We start from the raw sequence: 22,514 nt of genomic DNA, 5'->3' as shown, positions 1-22,514 counted from the left end.
TGTATCACCTCCTTGCCGTAATCTGATTATATTTGATAATAATATTATCGTCAATAGGTTTTGATAAATAAATTATCTTTAATTGTCGAAAGGTCGGTACTTTAAATGAACCTCGGTCAAAGAATAGCTGCTTTAAGAAATCACAAACACCTCACCCAAGATAAGATGGCTGAAATATTAGGAGTAAAGCGTGCTAGATATAACGCATGGGAAAATGGGATTTCTAACCCTGATATCACTATGCTTGCCGCTATTGCAAACTACCATCAGGTCACTGTCGATTTCCTTTTAGGGCTCCCACACCCCAAGGGGATCAATATGTTAACCTCTGATATGTATGCCGACGGTTATACGGATGAATCTGTTTTCGAAGAATTGGAAGCGCGACTTAAAACGATACCGACTAAAGAAAATACCCCAGAATGGGCCACCGCTAAAGACAAGCGCGATCTTCTTAAAATGCTGGAGGCTCCTGAAGCCCTATTCTTTGATGGTGTAGAGTTTGATGAATCTGACCGTGCGAAAATGATTGGCGTGATGGAAACGATCTTCTGGGACGCTAAGAAGCGTAATAAAGAGGATTACAAAAAAAGCCGAGGAAAGAATAAGGAATCCTAACAGAATGGGGTCGTATCTTGGACATTAGAATCCGAGTAAAAAACATTTACGCTAAACATCGAACAAACTGCCCGTTTAGGCTTGCAAAGCTGTTAAAAGTTTCGATAGTGTATCTTGACTTGCCTGAACAGGTTAAAGGGTACTGCATGCGCGTTCTTAGGCGAAAATATATTATCCTTAATTCGAATCTCACAGAAGATGAGCAGCGTTTTATCTGCGCGCATGAGTTAGGCCACCTTCTCCTACATAAAGGGTTTAGCCATTACTTCATCACAAGAAAGACCCAATTTGTATTAGGCAAGTATGAACTGCAGGCTAACCAGTTTGCCGTAGAACTTTTAATACCTGATGAGTTTATCCAGTCTGGCGTGACAATCTACGAAGCAGCAAATACCTGCGGAGTTCCGCAAGAGGTAGCACATTTGAAGTCCCTTACACGCTAACTTTGCGCTTTCTAGCCGCAAGGCTGTTCACCTATAAATATAAATAGAACATATGTTCTTATTTGGGAGTGTGATATCGATGCAAGGTTACTTTCGGCAACGTGGTTGCAAGTGCGATAAACAAAAAAGATGCACATGCGGTGCTACATGGTCATTCACTCTTGATCTAGGCAAGGATCCAATCACGAATAAACGGAAACAAGGAGGCGACAGTGGATTTAAGACAAAGAAAGAGGCAGAGAAAGCGTGCGCGGAAATGATAACGGAATTCGAACGGGGTAATTTGAGCTCTGCTTCAAGTAAAATAACCTTAGCAAAGTTTATGGCTGAGTTTCTTGAGAACACCATTAAAAATGAAGTTGGTAAGAACACCTATATGACGCAACGCGGGCAGGTAAACAACCATATCATCCCGCAATTGGGTCACATCAAACTGCAAAAACTAACCCCAATGGATATTCAAAAATTCTACAGCAATCTAATGGGAGAAGGGATTTCCCCAGGTACCATTCAAAACATCGGGAATATTTTAGGAAAGACATTGAGAGCCGCACAAGAATGGGGATACGTTACCAAAAATGTAGCCTCTGTAGTTAAACGACCCTCTTACAGACCAAGTGCTTCTAAACCGTGGAACCAAGAAGAGATGGATACTTTTCTGGATAAAACACGTAATAGCCGTTTCCACGCAGCTTACGTTATCGCTTTAACAACCGGTATGAGGATCGGGGAAATTTGCGCTTTGAACTGGGATGATGTTGATCTAAAATCCGGTATCATCCAGGTTAATAAAACAGTGGTATATGCCGATAAGGTTCTCTTCATTAAAGACTCCACAAAGAATGGGCTGTCCAGAAACATCAACATCCCAAATTTCGTCGTAGGATACTTAAAGAAATACAAATTAGAGCAGAAACCAAATTCGCTAAATTTGGTTGTGCCCGGTGTAAAAAATGAGATTGTTTATAATTCGGCATTTCGTAAAACCTTTAAAGGGGATATTATTGCCGCCGGAGTACCTGAAATAAAACCTCACGATATGCGCCATGCCCACGCAACAACACTTTTACAAAGTGGCGAGAATATAAAGGTTGTCCAAGAGCGTCTAGGTCACACTAACGTGACCACAACTCTTTCAACCTATTCTCACGTTATGCCTAACATGCAAAAAACACTTGCCGATAATCTGGAAAAGAGTTTCAATGTGAAGCTTTAAATTAATACCGAATGTGGGCAAAATGTGGGCAAAGGATCCGAATCCCCTTATATATCAAGGTTTTTAACCCCTAAATTTAATTGCTTTCGAAAGCGACACTCGTGCAAAGCTTGTTCTGCCGCATGGCGAATTCAAACGAAATTTCGCCATGGCTCCACCGCTTCAGCTTCAGCGATTCCATCGCCGTATACCTAAACGATTGCACCTCTTGCTCGGACAAGCCGTTTTCCATCTTTTGCAGTTGAGTGCCTTTGCCTTCAATCGGGAACGCCCTGACCCCAAATTTGCCAACCACATTATTCCGTATTTGAACGAATACGGTGCCTGAAGTTAGTAAAGCCAGCTCCTCCTTGATTTCCCTGAACACAATGTCAATTTGCCTCGCTAATGGAACATTTTCTAGGATCATTAACATCCTCCTACCTATTGGAATTTGTAAGCCTGAGGCTACAGTCCCATTATATGTAATTATTATTTGATTTTCAACATATATTTACTTTTTTTAACTATTTTACCAGAATACAACAGCAACTAACAAATTGCGACATTTTCCTTCATTGAATCTTACCTATTCGTCGCAGAAATCTGCATTAAGCTCAATAATATTATGATCGGGATCCAATATATAAATTTGTGGAAACCCGGCCTTGGCATGAGGCCGCGCATCGTAAGCTATCCCTTGTTCATCCAGCCAAGCACGTGTATCCTTGTAGCTGCCAACCCTTATTGCGAAATGTCCGTCACGCGAATCAATTGCGCCATCGCGCAGCGTCTGCCCTTCGTGGACAATAAGATGCAGTTGCTGCCCCCCATCAGCAATGGCGAGCCATGCCCCTTTAAAATCAAAAGGCGGGCGTTCTATCTCTTGAAGGCCTAGAACCTTTTTGTAAAAAGCGACCGAGCGCTCCAAATCACGAACAACCAAGCTGACGTGGTGAATTCCTTTATATGCGATCATAGCCATTCTCCTTGTGTTCAAGTATTTTAAAACTACTATACCTAACGCCCTCTCCAACATGCAACTTAATTCCTTGCTCCCAAAGCCCTAATTTCGACAGATTCATCCATTTTGTATGACGAGAGTATAGACCCTAGTACTTTTGGATGATATAATTTCTCGTAAGTAAGATATTAACATTTGAAGGAGATCATGCATTATGAATTGGTTACAAGCCATGCCGTTTAAAAAAAAGCTTCAGTTTGGCTGCTACTCCATGTTGGCGCTTTATTCCATTGCGCTTATTATCATCATTTTACAATCACCAGAGAGTATGGTTTTGGGAATTATTTTCTTAATAGTTATGCTGGGCTTAAGCTTTCCATTCATTAATTGGTTTGAGAGAACGCTTACAGAGCCGATCAGCAATATTTCACGAGTCGCCTTGAACATTTCCAAAGGGGATTTCTCGCAAAAAGTCGAGGTGCTGTCTGACGATGCCCTTGGAGAGTTAGGAACCTCCTTTAACAAAATGATGGATCGGCTTCGCGAAATTTTGCAGGATACGGGAGGTATGTCGAAGCATGTTTTCGAATCCAGCCGTGATATTTTTTTCAAAAATGAAAGCTTGAAAACCGTATTGGAGCAGGTCGCCGTTTCTTCTAACGAGCTCGCTTCAGGAGCCAATCAAATCTCCGAGGAAATTTCCGATATATCCGTTGCTACCAAAGAAATTGAATACAAAGTGACCTCCTTTAACGCCTCCACTCAGGAGATGAATTCGCGGTCCGGCCATATGCTGTCACTGGTGGAAAATGGACTAGTTGCTGTTGAAACACAAAGCGCAGGCATGAAACGCAATGTTGAGGCAACGGCGAATGTGTCGAAAACGATCGACCTTTTGGCGGAGCAGGCGAATGGGATCTCACAAATTACCCGGACGATTTCCGAGATCGCTGAACAAACGAACCTGCTATCCTTGAATGCATCCATTGAAGCTGCACGCGCGGGCGAGCACGGCAAAGGCTTTGCCGTTGTTGCCCAAGAAGTCCGGAAGCTGGCTGAGGAATCGACGACCTCCACCAAAGAGGTATTCCATCTCGTCCGAAACATTGAGAGCGGCATCCACCAAGCGCTGGACCATATTGCCCAGAACGAAGAAATCGTAAGCAAGCAAACGCAATTAATTACCGAAACCGAAAAAATATTTGCCGATATCGTCAATAGCGTAAAATTTATTTCGGAGCAAATCTCCACCTTTGCCAGTGACAGCCAAGTGATGCTAGGCAGCGCCCAACGTATTTCCGGCACGATGGAAAGCATCTCTGCGATCACTCAGCAATCTGCTGCCGGCACCGAAGAGGTATCCGCATCCATGAACGAGCAAATTCAAGCAGTCCAGGAAATCGTCGAGAAGTCGGAGCAGATGACCAAGCTCGTCTCGAAGCTGCAGCAAACGATGCAGATGTTCAAGCTATAGGCCGGACTAAGACGAGAAAAATTGCACACAGAAAAATAAGCCTCGATTTCCACCGATATGTGGAGGTCGAGGCTTATTGACGACGTGTCTCTTCGAACATGCGAATTCTTGGTGCGCTTGCTTACTGGTTTACTCGGTCAGCTTCAAAAACTCACGCACATCCGCAACCGACAGGTCCATCGCCTGCTGCCAAAACTCAGCTTTGCGCAGGTCCACGCCTAGATGCTTTTGTGCCAACTCCTCGACAGGCATTCTGCCTGTATCGCGTAATAACGCGATATATTTGTCCTCGAAAGCAGCTCCTTGACGAACCGCTTCGGCATAAATACCCGCGCTAAACATGTAACCAAACGTGTACGGGAAGTTATAGAATGGCACTTCGGTAATGTAGAAATGCAGCTTGGATGCCCAGAAATGCGGATGGTATTCCTCCAATGCATCAAGGTAGCCCAGCTTCTGCGATTCCACCATCAATTCGTTAAGCCGCTCCACGCTTACCAAGCCTTTGGCGCGCTCCTCGTAGAACTTCGTTTCGAATAAGAACCGTGCATGAATGTTCATGTAGAAAGCGACAGAGCGCTGAATCTTGTCTTCGAGCAGCGTCAAGCGTTCCTCCTCATTGGAGGCACTTTTCATCGCGGCATCCGACACGATCAGCTCCGCGAAGGTCGACGCCGTTTCTGCCACATTCATCGCATAATCCTGCGCCAATGCGGGCAAGTCGTTCATCACATGCTGGTGGTAGCCATGGCCAAGCTCATGTGCCAGCGTTGACACATTGGAGGCTGTGCCCGCGTAGGTCATAAAGATCCGCGTTTGCTCGGCAATCGGGAACGAGGTGCAGAAGCCCCCCGGCCTTTTGCCCGGACGGTCCTCAGCCTCGATCCAGCCCGCTTCGAAAGCGCCTTGCGAGAAGTCAGCCAGCTTCGGGCTGAAGTGGCGGAACTGATCGACGATCAGCTTGGCTCCTTCGTCGTAGCTGAAATGCTTGCTTCCTGTGCCGACAGGTGCCTCGACGTCGTACCAGCTTAAGCGCTCCACGCCAAGCAGCTTTGCCTTGCGCTGCAAATACTCGACAAAGATGCCTTTGCTCTTGTCAATCACACCCCACATGGCATCCAACGTTTCCTTGGACATACGGTTGATCGACAATGGTTCTTTATGTATGCCTTCCCACCCGCGGCGCTCATAAAGCTTTAAGCGAAAGCCTGCCAGATGGTTTAAGGCATCTGCGCAATAATCAGCATGGTCAGCCCACTTGTCTTCCCACAACCGGAATAATTGCTCGCGGACTGCGCGATCCGGGTTATGCATTTTATTCGCCGCTTGCCCCGCCGAAAGCTCGATAAGCTCACCGTTCTCCTCATAGCTGATCCGAAATTTGCTCACGGTCGTATTGTAAGCCTCGCCCCATCCGTGGTAGCCATCTATGGCCAGCTCATTCACCAATGCCTCCTGCTCAGGCGACAGCTTTTCAACAGCCAATGCCCTCCGCTCCGTTAAAGGATAAGCGATTTCCTTTAGCTCCTCGCTTTTCAGCAGCTGCTCCCAATGCGAATCGCTAATTTCTGCCAAATATTGGTCGAAGCGCGTCATCGCTGAGGCATATACAGCCGAGTAGGTCTTAACATGTCCAGCCAGGGCAATGGCGGCTTTATCCGCTTGGTTCTCGGCTGCAAGGCAGGCTACGAACGAATCTGCCTCCCTCAGCTTCATGACAATTGATTGCAGCAAGTCCAAAATGGGCAGCAGCGCTGCCACTTCATGGGCTTGCTCGGGCTTCCATTGATCAAGCTGTTCTACCAGCTTGCCATTATCTGTACGAATGGCCTCCAAAAATTGCGTAAACGCAACCGAGCTGCTGCCGCCCGAAAAAAATGAATCTAAATCCCATGTTTGCTTCAAAGGTTTTTGCATATATAAGCACCGCACCTTTCCTGAAAAATTAGTCACTCTACCATTAAACCATATTTTTGGCTTGATCCAAAATACGGAAACTCCAAATTTTGGTTGAATTGTGATCCTCGTTATGTTTAAATGAGGTCTATAGATCTATAGACAGGAGTTGATTCCAGTATGAAGCCTTTGCAAATTTCTTTAGAAACCGCCCAAAAGCTAGCTAAACAGCTGAATATGCCTGTTGAGCATGTATTGCATATGCCCCAGCATATTTTATTGCAAAAACTGGCTGAGCTCGCCAAAAGCATTCCTGGCTCATCCTCTGAAAAGCCTGATGACAAGCTTGATGACACCCCCAAAACGGAACCCCAATCATGATTCCTTTTGAAAACACTTTACCTTACGAACTGATCCAACAAGATATGTATGTAAACGAATGCCCATTTTGCAGAAAAGACAACGTCATTCTACCCTTCAAAAAGAAAGACCTCCCGGACCTCAGCCGCGGCGTCAAACGATTGTTGATCCTTCCCTGCTGCCGCAACAAACTGATGATCGTTGAAGCAGATCACGATTATTTGCTTGCGAACCAACCTGTAAGAAATAAACGCTGATTCGGGAATAATCGCAGCATGAATAACAACTCGTCTTGTTTCTAGCCCCACAGCGAATAACCGGCTCTTTCCAGGAGTGGAAATCAGAATGAGTTTAATAGCCTTCACTAACGCTTGTATATTAATCGCTATAAGCTATGTCGCCTTGAAATTGAAAAACCGTCTATTTATGGAACGTTTTGAGCTATGGAGTGCTCCATTATTAACAGGTGTGGCTTGCATCATCATGATGATGCAGCCTCATACTGTTAACGGCTTTGCTGCCGTATTCTACGGTGTCCCGGTTATTATGGCAGGGCTTCGTTTTGGCGGAATCGTTGCGATCCTCTCCACGCTGCTGCCGGCATTGTACATGTATCAATTTACGGAATCCCCTACGCTTCTTCAAATCGTTCAGGACTTGATGGCTCCTGCTATCGCAAGCTCCTTATTTCATCGAAAAGAGAGCGCTTCCGGTTATGTGAATATCCCTTTTTTAGATGGACTCAAGTTATGCATGCTCTTAGGCTCTGTTCGAATTCTTTACAATGGATATATGCAGGCGGGCGCAGCTTTAGCTCTTTACATCGATGAACTTTTTCTTTTTATTATTTTCACTCTTGTTGTAACCATTCTAATCGCCATGTACAACGATGACAACCGATCCTTGAACCTCCAGCGGCGTTTGGAATTGCAAGCCAACCAGGACGGCCTTACAGGGCTTCCCAATTTACGCAGCTTTATGACGATTGCCCAAAATACCGTAAAGCTTCGCCCGCTTTCTATTATGATGATCGATATTGACAATTTTAAGCGCTTCAATGATACATATGGACATATGCAAGGGGATCGTTTATTATGCGAGGTCGGACAAATTCTGCGTACTACCATTAATGAGCATGATTATGCCGCTCGTTATGGAGGGGAGGAATTTATCGTGCTTAGCCATATTACGGATGATGTAGAGCTATCGGTTTATGCCCAGAAGCTATGCAAGGCTGTAGAGTCGCACCGGTCAAGCTCGTTAGAGGAAACCAACATTACAATCTCTATAGGTATTTCAATTTCAATTCGCCCCCAGATCGATTTATTGCGAATTATATCGGAAGCCGATGAAGCCCTCTATTCTTCTAAACACAATGGCAAGAACCGTTCCACCTTATATTCATCCATGCCATTAATTACAAGCAAAAACGCTTAGCGCGGCAACTCATCGAGAGCCCCGCACTAAGCGTTTTCACACATTGGCTGTTGCTATTTTTACACATTACCCTTTTATGCACATTATGATTTCTGTGCATCCATTAATTCCGGTGGAAGCTCCAGCTTTTCAGCCAGCATATCTTCTCTTACAGCAAACCATTGGTTCCGTGAAGCAGTGATCATCCCAGCATCTATAATCCGCTTATCATTAATAACCCTCGCAAACCATTTAACAGCAGGCGCATAGTTTTTCAATCTGCGGTTTAATTCGCCCATTAAATACATCAATCGAGCATTGTTAAGCTCAGCCGTTTCGCTCTCTAATACCGTTGTATAGGCATCCAATGCGAATTGCAAAAAACGTTTTTCCTGAGCTTCATCATTTTTGTAGCGGTATAGCCAAGCAATGTGGTGCAGCAGTCCTGCAATAACACGGCCCTTCTCATTTCTTAATTGAGCACATATCAATGCAAGCTTGTAGGTGTGCATCGCCTCATCCCAAGTACGCTCATTGCCGTAATCCTTGTAGGTCCAATTGGCGGTTACCCGTTCATGGATCGCCCGGAGCTGCTCGGCATTAAATTCATTGACCGCATTTTCCGTACTCGCATACCCACAAGAAGGACAAACCCTTACCACGTAAAAGTCTGGGTTCGTTCCCTTATAGTGAGCGCAAAAATCCGTATCTGTCTGTATCACTTTCTTGAAGCTTGGTCTTACTCTTGATGTTTGAAACGGTACCTTGCAATAAGCACATTCCACCTTAATCTGGTATAAAGGTTCAACAGCCACAAATCCACTTCCTCTATGCGTTGGTATTAACAAAATGATGCGCAGGCCCTTTCAGTCTTTCCAGCATAAAATCCTGCAATTCCGGCGCCAAGTCGGTTGATTCTACAGCCTGCTTCATACAGCTTAGCCAGGCTTCAGCCCGCTCTGGCGTAATTTCAAAAGGCATATGCCGTGCTCGCATCATAGGATGGCCATACTTATCGGTGTAAAGAGTCGGTCCGCCAAAAAATTGTGTCAAAAATAAAATCTGCTTTGCCATCACGGGATCAATATTTTCAGGGAAAATAGGGCCAAGTAAGGGATGGGCTTGTACCAATGGATAAAACGCTTCAACTATCCTGCGAATCGTTTCCGTTCCCCCAATAGCTTCAAAGAAAGTTACGGGTGGCTGTTTATCCTGTTGTTCAGCCATTGTATTCTCACCCCCAACAAATTAGACAACAAAGATGCTAATGCAGAAGCGATTAGCATCATCTACCTAAAGAAGGAACCGCTAAGTATCGTTACTTAGTTTTCTAAATCCTCTTCATTCGAGGTCATTAATGTTTCCCTAATAACATAAATAAACGCGCATACGAGAATCCCAGCAATTACACTCATCATGAGTATCAGCTCCCTAGTCTCATAATAGTTCAATTGTACCATATATGTTTCGAAAATTCAGCAAATTTACAAGCATTCAAAATTTTTTTCTGCATATTTGTCCTACATTTACAGGCATGTCTACCTACCTGTCCACATAAGCATAAGTGATGCTTGCTAACCGTAAGGAAGGGGTTATCCTTATGCCTTTATACAGATTTTCATCGATGTATATGATTGGTTTGATAGCTATGGCTTTGCTACTATTGATGCTCGTATTCCCAGTGCAGGTGCTTGAAGCATCTCTTAATGGACTCTCCATCTGGTGGGATGTGTTATTCCCTGCCCTGTTCCCTTTTTTCGTAATATCCGAAATGATGCTCGGCCTTGGGATCGTCCATTTTTTCGGGATGTTATTTGACCCCTTGATGCGGCCCGTATTTAGGATTCCAGGAATTGGCGGCTTTATTCTAGCGATGGGCTTCGCTGCGGGTTATCCGGTTGGAGCCAAGTTGACCTCACAATTATGGGAGCAAAAGCTGGTGAACCGCGACGAGGGCGAACGATTAGTTGCTTTTACAACAACATCTGACCCTATATTCCTAATCGGTGCGGTTTCGGTTGGTTTCTTTCATGATGCCAGCCTTGCTGTAATTTTGGCTGTAGCCCACTATGGCACTGCTTTTATCATAGGGTTCCTGATGCGGTTCCATGGGGAGCACGCTACCTCTACAAGCCTGCAAGCGGCTTCTCTTGCTGCTTCTACCGCTCCCCCCGCTCCACCAAGGACGATTCGCCAATTTGGCTCCCAAGCCTTTGAAGCCATGCATACAGCCAGACTGCGTGACGGTCGCTCGTTAGGCCAAATGCTTAGCCAGGCTATCCGCTCCTCTATACAGCTTGTGATGGTAATCGGCGGCCTCGTCGTCTTTTTTGCAGTTGTTATGGAAATGATGAGTTCTGCCCACCTGATGCAGGCGCTTTATATCGGGCTCGATGCCATCCTGCATCTATTAGGCTTGCCAACTGCTCTCTCTCCCGCAGTCGCTGGCGGCCTCTTCGAGGTCACGCTTGGAGCCAAAGCAGCAGGAGCAGCAGACACCTCCATCAGCCTCATGCACAAAACCGCAATCGCTGCCTTTATCCTCTCCTGGGCTGGCCTGTCTGTACACGCGCAGGTCGTTTCCTTACTGCAGCATACCAACCTCCGCTACCTTCCTTTTTGTATGGCACGCATGCTACACGGCTTACTCGCGGCTATGGCCGTGCTGCTCCTATGGAAGCCCCTGCAGGGCTATCGGGACTTGCCCGCTGCTGCCTTTTTCAACAAAATCGACACCATTTCCTCTATACCTGAATTATGGGGTAATATGGTAACATGGAACGTAGTGGCCTTTCTTAGTATACTTCTATGCTTAATCCTGTTTTATGCTTTACATATTGCGGTTAAACATTGTATGAAGTGGTTAAAATGACCTCATACGTAATTAACAAACGAGTTATCATTCTTGTGAATTCTTATTAGGTTTTCCAAAAAAATATCGGGAGGGGTAAGCTACGCGATGAATCCAAAGGTTTCTTATCCAAATATTGGGCTGCCACATAAAATTGAACGATTAGTTGAGCTTGCTTATAATTTGTGGTTTAGCTGGAATGATGATGCCTTGGAGCTGTTTGCTTCTATCGATCGGCAGCGCTGGGAGCAAACTCTACATAATCCAGTCCAGCTTTTACTGGAGACGGATTCTGCAGCTTGGAACCCATTAAGCAAAGATCCCGTATTCATGGAATCCTATGAACGTGTTTGCTCACACTGGGATACTTACCTTAACGAAACCACCTGGTTCCAAAATACGTATCCGGCGCATCTTCAACAATCGATTGCTTACTTTTCCGCGGAATTCGGCTTTCATGAATCGTTGCAAATTTATTCAGGCGGGCTTGGCATTCTGGCCGGAGACCATTGCAAGTCAGCTAGTGATTTGGGGATTCCTTTAATTGGCATTGGACTTTTATATAAAAGAGGTTATTTCCTGCAAAAAATAAACCAGGATGGCCAGCAGCAAGCCGAGCAGATCATCTATGATTTTACCAAGCTTCCGGTTCTTCCAGTGTTAAATGCCGATGGCGAGGAGCTTGTTATCCAGGCCTCTATCGCAGACCGGCCGGTGCAGTTAAAAATCTGGCAAGCTCGTGTTGGGCGGATGTCCGTATTTTTACTGGATGCCGATGTGGAGGGCAACAGCTCCTGGGACCGCGAAATTACGGCTCAGCTATACGGCGGCAACCAGGATATCCGGATTGCCCAAGAGGTACTGCTGGGTACCGGCGGTGTCAAGGCACTCCGCGCCTTAGGCTTGCCTACAGCGGTGTACCACATCAATGAAGGGCATGCAGCCTTCCAGGCCTTCGAACGCATCAACGAGCAACTGAGTGCCGGTGTCCCTTTCCATGTAGCTCTGGAAATGATTCGTGCCAGCTCTGTATTTACTACACATACCCCTGTCCCTGCCGGCCACGACGCATTTACAGTAGGGATGATTGAATACTACTGCAGCTCGCTGTTCGAGAAATGGAATAACCATAAGCAAGAGCTGCTTCAGCTTGGGCAGGGCCACGGCAATCAGCTGTTCAATATGACCCATCTTGCCCTGAACACCGCTGCCATGCGCAATGGCGTTAGCAAGCTCCACGGCGAGGTGTCGCGGGATATGTTCCGCTCTTTCCATGGCAACATCCATGAGCAAGAGGTGCCGATCAACCATATAACGAACGGCGTCCACATGCCAAGCTGGCTGGCTCCCGAGCTGAAGGAGCTATTCAGCCGTTTTTTACCAGGGCACTGGTTAACCGATCAGACTAGTGGAACCACTTGGAAATCGCTGGAGCTTATCCCCCCACAATCGTTGTGGGATGTGCATACCCAGCTAAAGGAGAAAATGATCCAGTTTGCCCGTGCCAATCTGGTCGAGCAATACAGCAGGAATGGATTGCCTACTGCCCAGATCAAAGAGGCTAGCGGCTATTTGTCTGCAAAGGCGCTTACGATTGGTTTCGCTCGCCGTTTCGCAACGTATAAACGAGCCAATCTTATTTTTAACGATTTAGACAGGCTGGACAGACTGGTCAACAACCCGGAGCGACCCGTACAATTCCTCTTTGCCGGAAAGGCACATCCTGCTGACCAGCCCGGGCAAGAAATGATTCGTGAAATTCATCGAATTTCCTTGATTGACCGGTTCCGCGGTAAAATCGTATTACTTGAAAATTACGATATGAATATGGCACGCCATTTGGTCCAGGGCGTAGATATTTGGCTCAATAACCCTCGCCGTCCCTATGAAGCAAGCGGCACTAGCGGGCAAAAAGCCGCCATGAATGGCGCGATTAATTTCAGCATCCTTGATGGCTGGTGGGAGGAAGGCTATGACGGGAGCAACGGCTGGAGTATCGAGGGCAACAATGACGCCGACCCGCACACGCAGGAGCTGGAAAACACCGAATCCATTTATACAACACTTGAGCAAAAAATCGTGCCGCTCTATTATAATCAAGGCCCATTGTCTACAGATTGGATTGCGCGCATGAAGCGTTCCATCCAAACACTTGCCCCCGTGTATAATACCGACCGGATGGTGATGGATTATACAAACAAGGCTTATGTCCCTTCGCTGAAGCGAACGCTGCTTTTCGTTGCCAACCAGCTTGACCTGGTTACCAAAGTAGCCGATTATAAGCGGTTTATTATATCGAATTGGCATCATGTACATGTCCTGCATGTTAAGGATGAAAGCAGCGACAATGACGCATCTCCCGTCCTTGCAACTGTACCTGGATCAGCTGGTTCTGTCCCTGAGGCTTCTAGCAAACCGGCGCAGCCTTTAAAGGGAGTGACGGCGCAGATTGCCTTTGGTCCCATTTGGTACAAGGATACCGTCGTAGAGATCGTCTACTACGAGCAGCGTGAACAGGAGTGGTTTCCTGTTGTCGTCATGATGGAGCCTGTACAAGAGCTATTGGATCGTGTGGTCCAATACCATGCTACGCTTCCTGCTCATTTGGAGCATCTGGCCCACTACAAAATTCGTATCCGCCCTGTAAGTGCGAGCTTCGTCAGCTCCTTTGAGCTGCCTTTGTTCACAATGTCCTAATTGTTACTGTAAGGACTATCTGAGCTACGCTCTCTAATCGGCATATCGTTGCTGATTAGGGGGCGTTTGTACTTTCATCTGGTGCTGCCATTGTGTTATCGATAAATATTGATTATGATGGAGTTGAGTTATTCATATCAAATAATGGTGATCACATATAAACTGGAACCAAGCAGACTTTCCCACTGAAGGCCCTTAGGAGGAAATCATTTGAAGTATAATGTAGTGCACCGCGGAGACGATATATCGTTTCGACTTATGCAAACCTTCCATAAGCTTGTCCAGAAATTCGAATTGGTCCACGATGAGCAGGACCCGGATATCGTTCTCTCGATTGGCGGGGACGGTACCTTGCTGCATGCGTTCCACCAGTACAAAGACCAGCTGGAGACGACCGCTTTTGTCGGTATCCATACGGGTCGCTTGGGTTTTTTTGCCGACTGGAAGCCGGACGAGGTTGAACTGTTAGCCGAGCTGATGGGCGAAAGCGCACGGCAAAATGATCTTCGCATCGTCAAGTATCCGTTGGTCGAGATTCAAATTACGACACCTCATGGAATCGAGACCCAGCTTGCCTTGAATGAATTCACCCTAAAGGGCATTGATGCTACATTAACCGCCCAATTACATATTAATGATGAGCCGCTGGAAACGTTCCGTGGAGACGGCATCTGTATTTCTACGCCTGCCGGCAGCACCGCGTATAATAAAAGCTTGGGGGGCGCCATCGTGCACCCTTCCCTAGACGCCATTCAAATCGCCGAGATCGCGTCGATCAACAACCGTGTTTACCGCACACTGGGCTCTGCCATTATCCTGCCCAAGCACCATCACTGCGACATCTATCCGCGGGCCAGCCAAAATATATTGCTTTCCTTAGACCACGTCTACAACCAGCGAAATGATATTTTGTCCATTCGCAGTATGGTCGCAGCAGGGAAAAAGGTCAAATTTGCCCGTTTTCGTCCCTTCCCTTTCTGGAGCCGTGTGCGCGAGGCCTTTATTGGGTATGAAGCAGCCCATGAACAAAAGCCCTAATTCAAGATTAGGGCAAGTTAACGCTTGCTCACTTGCGACACGTGATAATCGTAACACAAAGAGGACCGCTCGAAATTCGAGCAGGTCCTCTTTGTGTGCGGCAAATATCGTTTAAGCTTGCGTCTTTGGATTCCCTTGTTTGTTGGGATTATATTGCTTACGCTGATGATTGTTTTGCCGTTGGTGGCGGTTTTTGGACGGTGGCTGTGGCATCATCTGCTCTTGGGTTTGCAATTCCTCGATCTGCTCCTGTAAAGAAAGGTCTGCCACTTCCTGCTCTTCTGGTTCAACGTCTTCCGAAGGCTGCGGTAAAGGCTGATGCTTGGAAGGAACCTTCTCAATAATAAAATAAGCACAACCAAAATTGCAATATTCATTCAAATAGTCCTCAAAGGTGGCTATTGTCGATTCCTTTGTAGCTTTCGGATGGTTGTCCTTAAAAAATCCACGCATACGCAGCTGGTTATATCCCCAATCGCCAACGATATAATCATAACGCTCCAGCACTTCACTGAAGCGCTCCTTGAAGGCATCGGGCTTCCAGCCATTTTTGTGGTCAACGACCACCTCGTATGATTTGTTAGCTATAACGATCATGTTGGTTTCCCTCCTAAAAGTTTTGCCGGAGGCAAAACTTACTTCGTAAGCATACACCAAGTTTTCCATCGGAAAACTCACTTCGAAAGCATCTACCTAGTTTTGCCGGAAGCAAACCATACTTCGTAAGCATACACCAAGCTTAAATTTGCTGCGCCGATTTAACCTGTTCATGGGCATGGTATGAGCTGCGCACTAAAGGACCTGATTCTACATGGCTGAAGCCACGCTTCATGCCTTCGATTTTCAGCGCTGCGAATTCGTCCGGCGTGTAATATTTTTTGACTGTCAGATGTTTGGCTGATGGCTGTAAATATTGGCCAATTGTCATAATATTGCAATCGGATGCACGCAAATCGTCCATCGTTTGGATAATCTCGTGCGTTTCTTCCCCTAAGCCCAGCATAATACTGGCCTTGGTTGGTATGTTCGGAGCAATACGTTTGGACCGTGCGAGCAGCTCTAACGTCCGGCTGTACTTGGCTTTGGATCGTACTTTATCGGATAGCCGTGCGACGGTTTCAATATTATGGTTCAGAATGTCAGGCTTCGCATCCAATACCGTTCTAAGCGATTCTTCGTTGCCCAGAAAATCGGGAATCAGCACTTCCACACCACACATAGGCATCCGCTTGCGGATCGCCCTGATGGTAGCCGCAAAAATCGAAGACCCTCCGTCAGCCAAATCATCTCTTGCGACCGAGGTAACGACCACGTGCTTAAGACCCATCTGCTGCGCAGCCTCAGCTACACGTTCAGGCTCCCCAAGGTCAAGCTCCGTCGGCAAGCCTGAGTTTACTGCACAGAACCGGCAGGCGCGTGTACAAATATCACCTAATATCATAAAAGTAGCCGTGCGATTCGCCCAGCATTCATGAATATTGGGGCATTTGGCTTCTTCGCAAACGGTATGCAGCGTTTTGTCGCGCATCATATTTTTTAGTTCTTTAAAATTTTCACCTGTAGTCAGTTTGATTTTCAACCAATCGGGCTTACGTTCTAATGGAGTAGACATGGTTTTGTTCCTGCTTTCCGCGACTTTTTCCTTGCTTATTAAGCTATTATATCAACGAAAGGGCTAACAATCCACTTTCCTTTTTATTTGTGTTAAACTGGATAGAGCAAGGGAATTATACGGCAGGGATCAACTGTCATTTGGAGGCAATAGTTGTATGATTAATCTTGAATCTATTTTAAAACATGTACGCTCTGGAGATTTGGACGTGTCCGAGGCGCAAAAACATCTAGAGGCACTGATTAGTAAACAAAGCCCGGTGGGCGATCGTGTCGAGGATCTCGGCTTTGCTCAGCTGGACATTGATAGAGAACGGAGAACTGGCTTTCCTGAGGTGATTTATGGGGAGAGTAAAACATCGGAGCAGATTACAGCTATTTTTCAAAAGATGATGTTACATGCAGACCGTGTTCTGGCCACAAGGATCAGTAAAGAAAAAGCCGAGTATATCCAGCAATCCATTGAAGGGATTACTTACCATTCGGAAGCCCGTGTGTTAACCTGGTTTCAAAATGAGGCCGCTCGCCAGCCTAAAAGTGAAGGGTATATCGCCATAGTATGTGCAGGAACCTCCGATCTGTTCGTTGCTGAGGAAGCCGCATTAACGGCTGAGGGAATGGGCTGTCGCGTGGAACGTGTGTACGATGTGGGTGTGGCCGGCATACACCGCCTGTTCCGCAGGCTGGATGTCATTAGAGGTGCCAGTGCAATCGTTGTTGCAGCAGGCATGGAAGGCGCTCTGGTAAGTGTGCTAGGCGGACTTGTTTCGGTGCCTGTTATTGCTGTTCCTACTAGTGTGGGCTATGGAGCCAGCTTTCATGGGGTGGCAGCGCTGCTGGCCATGCTCAATTCCTGTGCCCCCGGTGTCTCTGTGGTGAATATCGATAATGGTTTTGGTGCGGGCTACAACGCGGCTTTGATACATAAAAACTCAATAAAGAGGGATCAACCATGAAGATAGCATTTTTAGATTGCTTTTCCGGGATTAGCGGTGATATGAGCCTTGCAGCACTTGTGGATGCAGGAGCTGACCGCAATTATATCGAGGAGGAGCTGCGCAAGATCCAGATCGAGCCTTTTGCATTAGAATGGAAACGTGTGATCAAAAAGGGCATTTCCGCTCTAAAAATGGACGTTATTCTCGATCCCAACACCCCTCCTACCCATCATCGGCATTATTCAGAAATTGTAAAAATTATCAACACCGCGGGCTTTAATGACCGTGTTGTCGCATTAAGCTTGGCTATTTTCGAAAAAATCGCCATTGCCGAAGCCAAAATTCATGATATTCCGATTGAAAAGGTGCATTTTCATGAGGTTGGCGCTATTGATTCCATCGTGGATGTGATAGGTGTTGCTCTTGCCCTGGATTCTTTGGAGGTTGAGAAAATATGGTCTTCTCCTGTTCCCCTTGGCTCAGGAACCGTCCATTGCGATCATGGGATTTATCCCGTGCCCGCTCCTGCCACTCTGGAAATGATGCGAGGGCTGCCGATTGCCTCTACAAGCTATACCCTTGAAATGACTACGCCAACAGGGGCGGGAATAATTGCCGGTGTAGTCGACGAGTTCTCCAAAGGCTACCCGCCGATGATCGTCGAATCGATTGGCTATGGAGCAGGCACTCGCGATTTGCCTAACCAGCCGAATGTGCTGCGCATTGTCATTGGCAAAACCGATCCTTTCCTTAATAAATACCAAATTCATCATCAAGAAATCCAGAACCATGTGCCTCCACAGGAGCATGAGCATCATCATCAAGACCATGGGCAGGAGCATAGCCACGGGCATTCGCATGATGACGGCCATGGGCATAGCCACTCACATTCACATGGAGACGACCATGGACACAGCCACTCACATTCACATGGAGACGACCATGGGCACAGCCACTCACATTCACATGGAGACGACCATGGACACAGCCACTCACACACTCAAACACACACGATCGCCAAAGGACGCTTTCATGTGCTGGAGCAGCATCACAGCCATGCTAGCGATCATTCACATAGCGAAGATGACAGTGAGCATGAGGAGAACCACAGCCATGCCCACACTTCCTATATTCCACCGAATTTGAAGCAATAGGGAATACCATTGCGTTGCTGCTCTCAACCTGCGCAAGCGTGACAACATAGACCTAGAAACCGCTCGAATAGGAATAAAATAAGCATAGTGGAGCCCTTCCTTTCTCAAGGGCTCCACTATGCTTAAAACTATTTCCAAGGTTATACTCATAGGTTGTACGCACATTAAACCTGAAGACTTAGCCACCTATTCGGAACTATTGTGTCCCAGCTTTGCCAATAGCTCTGAGATTTCGGCGGAACGCTTCACATGACCCTCTCGCAGTCTTTCGAAATCGGGTATCGCTTCCTTCAACAGCATGCCACTGAAGAAATAATAGCTGGAGAAAGGCAGCTCTGCGTAGCTCGGAGGCTCTTCCTCCCAGAGCAGTTCGTCGTCATCTTCATTGTCCGGCCATAAATAGCTTTCATCCAACAATAACGCTGGCCGTTGCACATGTGGCAGGGAGCTCATCTCATTTCCAATAAACGAGTCCGCCACTGCATGGTAAATACTCAGCTCAGCAAGAGTAACTTCCTCCGATTGTTTCACCTTCAGCTCCCTCAGCATAAAAGCTAACACCCACGGCGTTACTTGCCAAAGCGTGCTTTGATGCTCGACCAGCCCCGCTATTTGGTCATATTGTTTATCAGCCATAAGCTGGGGCAAATCGCTCCCTCTTCCGTACGGTGTCGTCAGTCTTTGCCAAGGGATATCCGTTACAGCGATATTGTCAAAGCCAGATAAGGCCATATTCTCCTCCTGTTATCTGCATCGAAACGAAAGTTTGACGGTTCCAACTTCCCAGCTTTTAATTCTCCTTATTCAAAAACCGCCTCTTGACCTCTTCATAAACCAACTTCAAAGGTACATTGTGGGCGAGTGCGGCCTGCTCACATTCTTTAAACTCTGGGGCATATTGCACCATTTCCCCCCGGTGGTAACCCACTTTAACGTTAATCAATCCCCAAGGTGTAGATACCTGCTCGAATGTCCGCGCCAACCGATGGCAGGACGCCCGCAAATAACGCAGCCCTATTGTTGTCGTTTCACGAAAAATAATGGCTTCCATAGCTTGAAGCTGGCTTTCATCCACCAGCACATTCAGCATGACACCTGGACGCCCTTTTTTCATAATAATCGGGATCCAATAAACATCGTTAGCGCCGTCAGCAAATAATCGGTCACTTACATAGGGATACAGCTCTGGATTCATATCATCTATATTGGCCTGGATCAAAAGCATATGGTCGTCGATATGCTCCTCGCGGTGCTCAAAGCCCATTTGGTTCCCCCCTAAATATTTTATAGCATTAAATACCGCTTGCACATGATCTCTACGGCAGACAGCCCCCGAGAACCCGTAAGCCTTGCGCATAATGTTAACAAACAATTACTGTGGGAGCAAGATCCTTACAATAGACTTCTTCCCACAGATGGATAAAAGCAGCCTTTTCAACACAACCTACTAACACCAATTAAAGCGGATCACATGTGGAGGGAAACTCATGATTACTAGCGGGACTCGTATGCTTCTTATTATAACTATCTGCGGATGCGCGCTTACGGGGGCTGGCTATCGGGCAGAAGCAGCTGCCTTGAATCCATCTGCAAAGCCCGCTGTAGAAAGCAAGGACATGAAAACCATTTTTAATGAGCGAAAGGATCTCTTCGATAAGGTTAGCGCTGTAACCGGAATCCCTTGGTATATGCTTGCCGCTGTGGACCAATACGAGCGAACCATCCAAATTGCCCGCAAACGCCCGAGCGGCGATGGATTGATTGCTATCTTTTTTACCGAGCTGGAGTGGAGCGGCATGTTAAATCCTGACCAGGGGGATATGAACGAAGCCAGCATTGCGCTGTTTAACGGCATGGGCAAAGACGGCTCTGGTGATGACAAGGCCGATCGCTTGAATGACCTGGACAAGCTGTATGCGATGGCAATGTTTTTATTGAAGCAAGGCTCGGGAGATGAGGATTTGCGAATCGGGCTGTGGACGTATTACCAAAACACGCGCAGTGTGGAGCGCATTCAGCAATTCGCCAGCGTTTACGCCAAATTCGAGACGCTTGATTTGCATCAGCATGCTTTTGTAATGCCGCTGGGTTCGATTTATTCGTACCGCAGTACATGGGGTGCGAGCCGCGGCTGGGGCGGTTTCCGCATTCATGAAGGGACTGATCTTTTTGCCAGTCATGGAGTGCCTGTACGCAGTGCAGCCTATGGCATCATTGAAATTATGGGCTGGAATCCTTACGGTGGCTGGAGAGTTGGCATACGCGACTTGAACAATGTGTATCATTATTATGCACATTTATCCGGCTTCAATAAAAAAGTGAAGGAGGGGGATGTCGTCTCGCCCGGCGAAATTATTGGCTGGGTAGGCAGCTCAGGATACGGAAAACCGGGTACTTCCGGCAAGTTCCCGGCACATTTGCATTATGGCCTATACCGAGACAATGGACTAACCGATTGGTCATTTGACCCTTATCCCCATCTGCGTAAATGGGAACGCGAGGAACGCATACGCAAAAAGAAATAAGATAACACAAATAAAGTTGCCATCTCTCTTATTTCCTCTTTGTAAATAGGTTATAATCAACTATACATAACAAACACAAAGGGGAATGCGCGATGTTTTCTGCCGTCTTATGCAGGGTTAAAGATTCGCCATTTATTATTGATGCCATCGAGATCGAATCGATTGAACAGGTTACCAAAATATCACCTATACTTGGCATGCCTAGCTTTATTCCCGGGGTGATGCAAAATAAAAACAGCTTATTGACGATGATCGATTTGGAGCAAGTGCTTTACGGTACTGTGATGAATATTAACTCGTCTTCAAAAGCAGTCGTGTTCAACAACTCGAATAAAAAATACGGCGTGCTGATTACCGAAGCCTTAGGCTTTAATGAATTTGATGAGGATCAGGTTGGCGAGACCGATGAAGCCTTATTTTATTTGCAAAAAGTAACCAGTCAAAGCAATGAAGACGAAAACCTGCGGCTTATGAATTTGGAAAAGCTGATGAGCTACTTGGCCAAATTCACATCCTGAGCCTGGGTAGGCACTTGGCTCTCGCCCTGTGCCTGGTCTCCTGAGGACAGCACCTTGGGAAGCGACAGACCTGGGGGCAATGGAGGGCTTGTGCTAAGAGGATTCCCCTTGCCATCGAAGTAATAGGTCGGGACATCCCCAACGACAAGCGCATAGGATATTGGTATTTCGGTCTCCACAATTTCCGGTACCGTATCCATCGGAATAATGATGGTCACTTCAGCTATAATTCGCAAGTACACCTCGACCAAAAGCATGTTAATCCCCGCATTTTGATAACGCGTGCTTAAATCTACCTTGACCGCCCCAGCAGGAACAAATTTAATCGGTATATTCGGTCCGAATGAAGCGAGAATCGGGCTTTTTAAGGCTTGCCCTAGCGGGATATGCTCGGGAAAAGCTTGCAGATTGGTCAACTGGCTTTGTACAGTTTTGATCGTATCTGCCGTTATTTTCATATGCTCGGAATAGTTCAGCATAAATCCGGTTATTTTACCATTCTTGTCTGTCCGCCAATCAATCAGCTTTTCAAAATTCGTGCCCTGCGCCATCCGGTCGGAAATCGCCGAATTGATCGATTGGGTCGCCATTTGTTTGATGCGGATTTTAGCTAAACTGGCCAGCGGCGGCTTTAGGTTTTTTTCAACATAAATAAACAACTGGACGGTAAGCAGCACAATAACGAGCGAGGCCAGCAGCAAATTTCTTTTTATTTTTTTGGCACCAACAGGCCTGCTTTTCCATTTTCGTTTAAGCACTAGCATCCGGCACCCCCTAGACTCTCCGTACAGCTTATGCAGAGAGGCTGCCAAAAAG

Annotated in this window: 24 protein-coding genes; 13 read left to right on the top strand and 11 right to left on the bottom strand. The window is 46.6% G+C overall.

Annotated elements, in window-relative coordinates; all coding sequences use genetic code 11:
* The first annotated feature begins 105 nt into the window (after positions 1 to 105).
* The 3 genes from G9U52_RS27190 (at position 106) to G9U52_RS27180 (ending at position 2,277) form a co-directional block, all read left to right on the top strand.
* Positions 106 to 618, top strand: a complete 513-nt coding sequence (locus G9U52_RS27190; RefSeq protein ID WP_166153810.1) for a helix-turn-helix domain-containing protein — start codon at positions 106 to 108, stop codon at positions 616 to 618.
* A 17-nt stretch (positions 619 to 635) separates the two neighbouring features.
* Positions 636 to 1,061, top strand: a complete 426-nt coding sequence (locus tag G9U52_RS27185; RefSeq protein ID WP_166153809.1) for an ImmA/IrrE family metallo-endopeptidase — start codon at positions 636 to 638, stop codon at positions 1,059 to 1,061.
* A 79-nt stretch (positions 1,062 to 1,140) separates the two neighbouring features.
* On the top strand, positions 1,141 to 2,277 hold the full coding sequence (locus G9U52_RS27180) for a site-specific integrase (protein WP_166153808.1): 1,137 nt from the start codon (positions 1,141 to 1,143) through the stop codon (positions 2,275 to 2,277).
* Between the two features lie 76 nt (positions 2,278 to 2,353).
* Here G9U52_RS27180 and G9U52_RS27175 read toward each other — a convergent pair whose 3' ends face one another.
* Complete coding sequence (locus G9U52_RS27175; RefSeq protein WP_166153807.1) at positions 2,354 to 2,686, bottom strand: O-methyltransferase; 333 nt, start codon at positions 2,684 to 2,686, stop codon at positions 2,354 to 2,356.
* A 159-nt stretch (positions 2,687 to 2,845) separates the two neighbouring features.
* Positions 2,846 to 3,235: a VOC family protein gene (locus G9U52_RS27170; protein ID WP_166153806.1), complete on the bottom strand. Its 390-nt coding sequence runs from the start codon at positions 3,233 to 3,235 to the stop codon at positions 2,846 to 2,848.
* A gap of 199 nt (positions 3,236 to 3,434) precedes the next feature.
* Between G9U52_RS27170 and G9U52_RS27165 the strand changes: the two genes are divergently transcribed.
* On the top strand, positions 3,435 to 4,694 hold the full coding sequence (locus G9U52_RS27165; RefSeq protein WP_207953226.1) for a methyl-accepting chemotaxis protein: 1,260 nt from the start codon (positions 3,435 to 3,437) through the stop codon (positions 4,692 to 4,694).
* Between the two features lie 129 nt (positions 4,695 to 4,823).
* Here the strand turns inward: G9U52_RS27165 and G9U52_RS27160 are convergent, their stop codons facing one another.
* Positions 4,824 to 6,611: a M3 family oligoendopeptidase gene (locus tag G9U52_RS27160; RefSeq protein WP_166153805.1), complete on the bottom strand. Its 1,788-nt coding sequence runs from the start codon at positions 6,609 to 6,611 to the stop codon at positions 4,824 to 4,826.
* A 159-nt stretch (positions 6,612 to 6,770) separates the two neighbouring features.
* Here G9U52_RS27160 and G9U52_RS27155 point away from each other — a divergent pair, with 159 nt between their 5' ends.
* Complete coding sequence (locus G9U52_RS27155; protein ID WP_166153804.1) at positions 6,771 to 6,971, top strand: YycC family protein; 201 nt, start codon at positions 6,771 to 6,773, stop codon at positions 6,969 to 6,971.
* Positions 6,972 to 7,060: 89 nt separating this feature from the next.
* Here the strand turns inward: G9U52_RS27155 and G9U52_RS41480 are convergent, their stop codons facing one another.
* The gene (locus G9U52_RS41480; RefSeq protein ID WP_207953225.1) at positions 7,061 to 7,315 is read right to left on the bottom strand and encodes a hypothetical protein; all 255 of its coding nucleotides are present in this window, start codon (positions 7,313 to 7,315) and stop codon (positions 7,061 to 7,063) included.
* Here G9U52_RS41480 and G9U52_RS27145 point away from each other — a divergent pair.
* Positions 7,296 to 8,387 carry a GGDEF domain-containing protein gene (locus tag G9U52_RS27145; RefSeq protein ID WP_166153802.1) on the top strand — a complete coding sequence of 364 codons (1,092 nt, stop codon included), beginning with the start codon at positions 7,296 to 7,298 and terminating at the stop codon, positions 8,385 to 8,387. The two genes, G9U52_RS41480 and G9U52_RS27145, sit on opposite strands and share 20 nt — an antisense overlap.
* 83 nt (positions 8,388 to 8,470) lie before the next feature.
* Here G9U52_RS27145 and G9U52_RS27140 read toward each other — a convergent pair whose 3' ends face one another.
* Together G9U52_RS27140 and G9U52_RS27135 are read right to left on the bottom strand one after the other, a co-directional pair.
* On the bottom strand, positions 8,471 to 9,181 hold the full coding sequence (locus tag G9U52_RS27140) for a DUF2225 domain-containing protein (RefSeq protein ID WP_166153801.1): 711 nt from the start codon (positions 9,179 to 9,181) through the stop codon (positions 8,471 to 8,473).
* A 13-nt stretch (positions 9,182 to 9,194) separates the two neighbouring features.
* On the bottom strand, positions 9,195 to 9,593 hold the full coding sequence (locus G9U52_RS27135; RefSeq protein WP_166153800.1) for a globin domain-containing protein: 399 nt from the start codon (positions 9,591 to 9,593) through the stop codon (positions 9,195 to 9,197).
* 373 nt (positions 9,594 to 9,966) lie between these two features.
* On the opposite strand from G9U52_RS27135, the gene spoVV reads away from it, so the two are divergent.
* From spoVV to G9U52_RS27120, 3 genes are all read left to right on the top strand, one after another.
* Positions 9,967 to 11,238, top strand: a complete 1,272-nt coding sequence (gene spoVV, locus G9U52_RS27130; protein ID WP_166153799.1) for a dipicolinic acid transporter SpoVV — start codon at positions 9,967 to 9,969, stop codon at positions 11,236 to 11,238.
* 87 nt (positions 11,239 to 11,325) lie between these two features.
* A complete protein-coding gene (glgP, locus tag G9U52_RS27125) occupies positions 11,326 to 13,914 on the top strand; it encodes an alpha-glucan family phosphorylase (RefSeq protein WP_166153798.1) in 2,589 nt (862 codons plus the stop codon).
* A gap of 210 nt (positions 13,915 to 14,124) precedes the next feature.
* The gene (locus tag G9U52_RS27120; RefSeq protein WP_166153797.1) at positions 14,125 to 14,952 is read left to right on the top strand and encodes an NAD kinase; all 828 of its coding nucleotides are present in this window, start codon (positions 14,125 to 14,127) and stop codon (positions 14,950 to 14,952) included.
* A gap of 111 nt (positions 14,953 to 15,063) precedes the next feature.
* Here G9U52_RS27120 and G9U52_RS27115 read toward each other — a convergent pair whose 3' ends face one another.
* Together G9U52_RS27115 and lipA are read right to left on the bottom strand one after the other, a co-directional pair.
* Positions 15,064 to 15,549, bottom strand: a complete 486-nt coding sequence (locus tag G9U52_RS27115; RefSeq protein ID WP_166153796.1) for a YutD family protein — start codon at positions 15,547 to 15,549, stop codon at positions 15,064 to 15,066.
* Positions 15,550 to 15,691: 142 nt separating this feature from the next.
* Positions 15,692 to 16,603, bottom strand: coding sequence for a lipoyl synthase (lipA, locus tag G9U52_RS27110; RefSeq protein WP_311764934.1), 912 nt, complete (start codon positions 16,601 to 16,603; stop codon positions 15,692 to 15,694).
* Between the two features lie 118 nt (positions 16,604 to 16,721).
* Between lipA and larB the strand changes: the two genes are divergently transcribed.
* Together larB and larC are read left to right on the top strand one after the other, a co-directional pair.
* Positions 16,722 to 17,519 carry a nickel pincer cofactor biosynthesis protein LarB gene (larB, locus tag G9U52_RS27105; RefSeq protein WP_166153794.1) on the top strand — a complete coding sequence of 266 codons (798 nt, stop codon included), beginning with the start codon at positions 16,722 to 16,724 and terminating at the stop codon, positions 17,517 to 17,519.
* A complete protein-coding gene (gene larC, locus G9U52_RS27100; RefSeq protein WP_166153793.1) occupies positions 17,516 to 18,655 on the top strand; it encodes a nickel pincer cofactor biosynthesis protein LarC in 1,140 nt (379 codons plus the stop codon). Before larB ends, larC begins: the two co-directional genes overlap by 4 nt.
* A gap of 186 nt (positions 18,656 to 18,841) precedes the next feature.
* Here larC and G9U52_RS27095 read toward each other — a convergent pair whose 3' ends face one another.
* Together G9U52_RS27095 and larC2 are read right to left on the bottom strand one after the other, a co-directional pair.
* The gene (locus G9U52_RS27095; protein WP_166153792.1) at positions 18,842 to 19,387 is read right to left on the bottom strand and encodes a hypothetical protein; all 546 of its coding nucleotides are present in this window, start codon (positions 19,385 to 19,387) and stop codon (positions 18,842 to 18,844) included.
* 58 nt (positions 19,388 to 19,445) lie between these two features.
* Positions 19,446 to 20,012 (bottom strand): nickel pincer cofactor biosynthesis protein LarC2, encoded by a 567-nt coding sequence (gene larC2, locus G9U52_RS27090; protein WP_166153791.1) that lies wholly within the window; start codon positions 20,010 to 20,012, stop codon positions 19,446 to 19,448.
* Positions 20,013 to 20,142: 130 nt separating this feature from the next.
* Here larC2 and G9U52_RS27085 point away from each other — a divergent pair, with 130 nt between their 5' ends.
* Together G9U52_RS27085 and G9U52_RS27080 are read left to right on the top strand one after the other, a co-directional pair.
* Complete coding sequence (locus tag G9U52_RS27085) at positions 20,143 to 21,180, top strand: M23 family metallopeptidase (protein ID WP_207953223.1); 1,038 nt, start codon at positions 20,143 to 20,145, stop codon at positions 21,178 to 21,180.
* Positions 21,181 to 21,272: 92 nt separating this feature from the next.
* Positions 21,273 to 21,698: a chemotaxis protein CheW gene (locus G9U52_RS27080; RefSeq protein ID WP_166153790.1), complete on the top strand. Its 426-nt coding sequence runs from the start codon at positions 21,273 to 21,275 to the stop codon at positions 21,696 to 21,698.
* Here the strand turns inward: G9U52_RS27080 and yunB are convergent.
* Positions 21,674 to 22,462 (bottom strand): sporulation protein YunB, encoded by a 789-nt coding sequence (gene yunB, locus G9U52_RS27075; RefSeq protein WP_207953222.1) that lies wholly within the window; start codon positions 22,460 to 22,462, stop codon positions 21,674 to 21,676. The two genes, G9U52_RS27080 and yunB, sit on opposite strands and share 25 nt — an antisense overlap.
* Positions 22,463 to 22,514 lie beyond the last annotated feature (52 nt).

It is taken from the genome of Paenibacillus agricola, from assembly GCF_011440305.1.
Taxonomy (GTDB): domain Bacteria; phylum Bacillota; class Bacilli; order Paenibacillales; family NBRC-103111; genus Paenibacillus_S; species Paenibacillus_S agricola.
The sequence above is the reverse complement of the archived record's forward strand: the minus strand, read 5'-3'. Positions and strand labels throughout refer to the sequence as shown.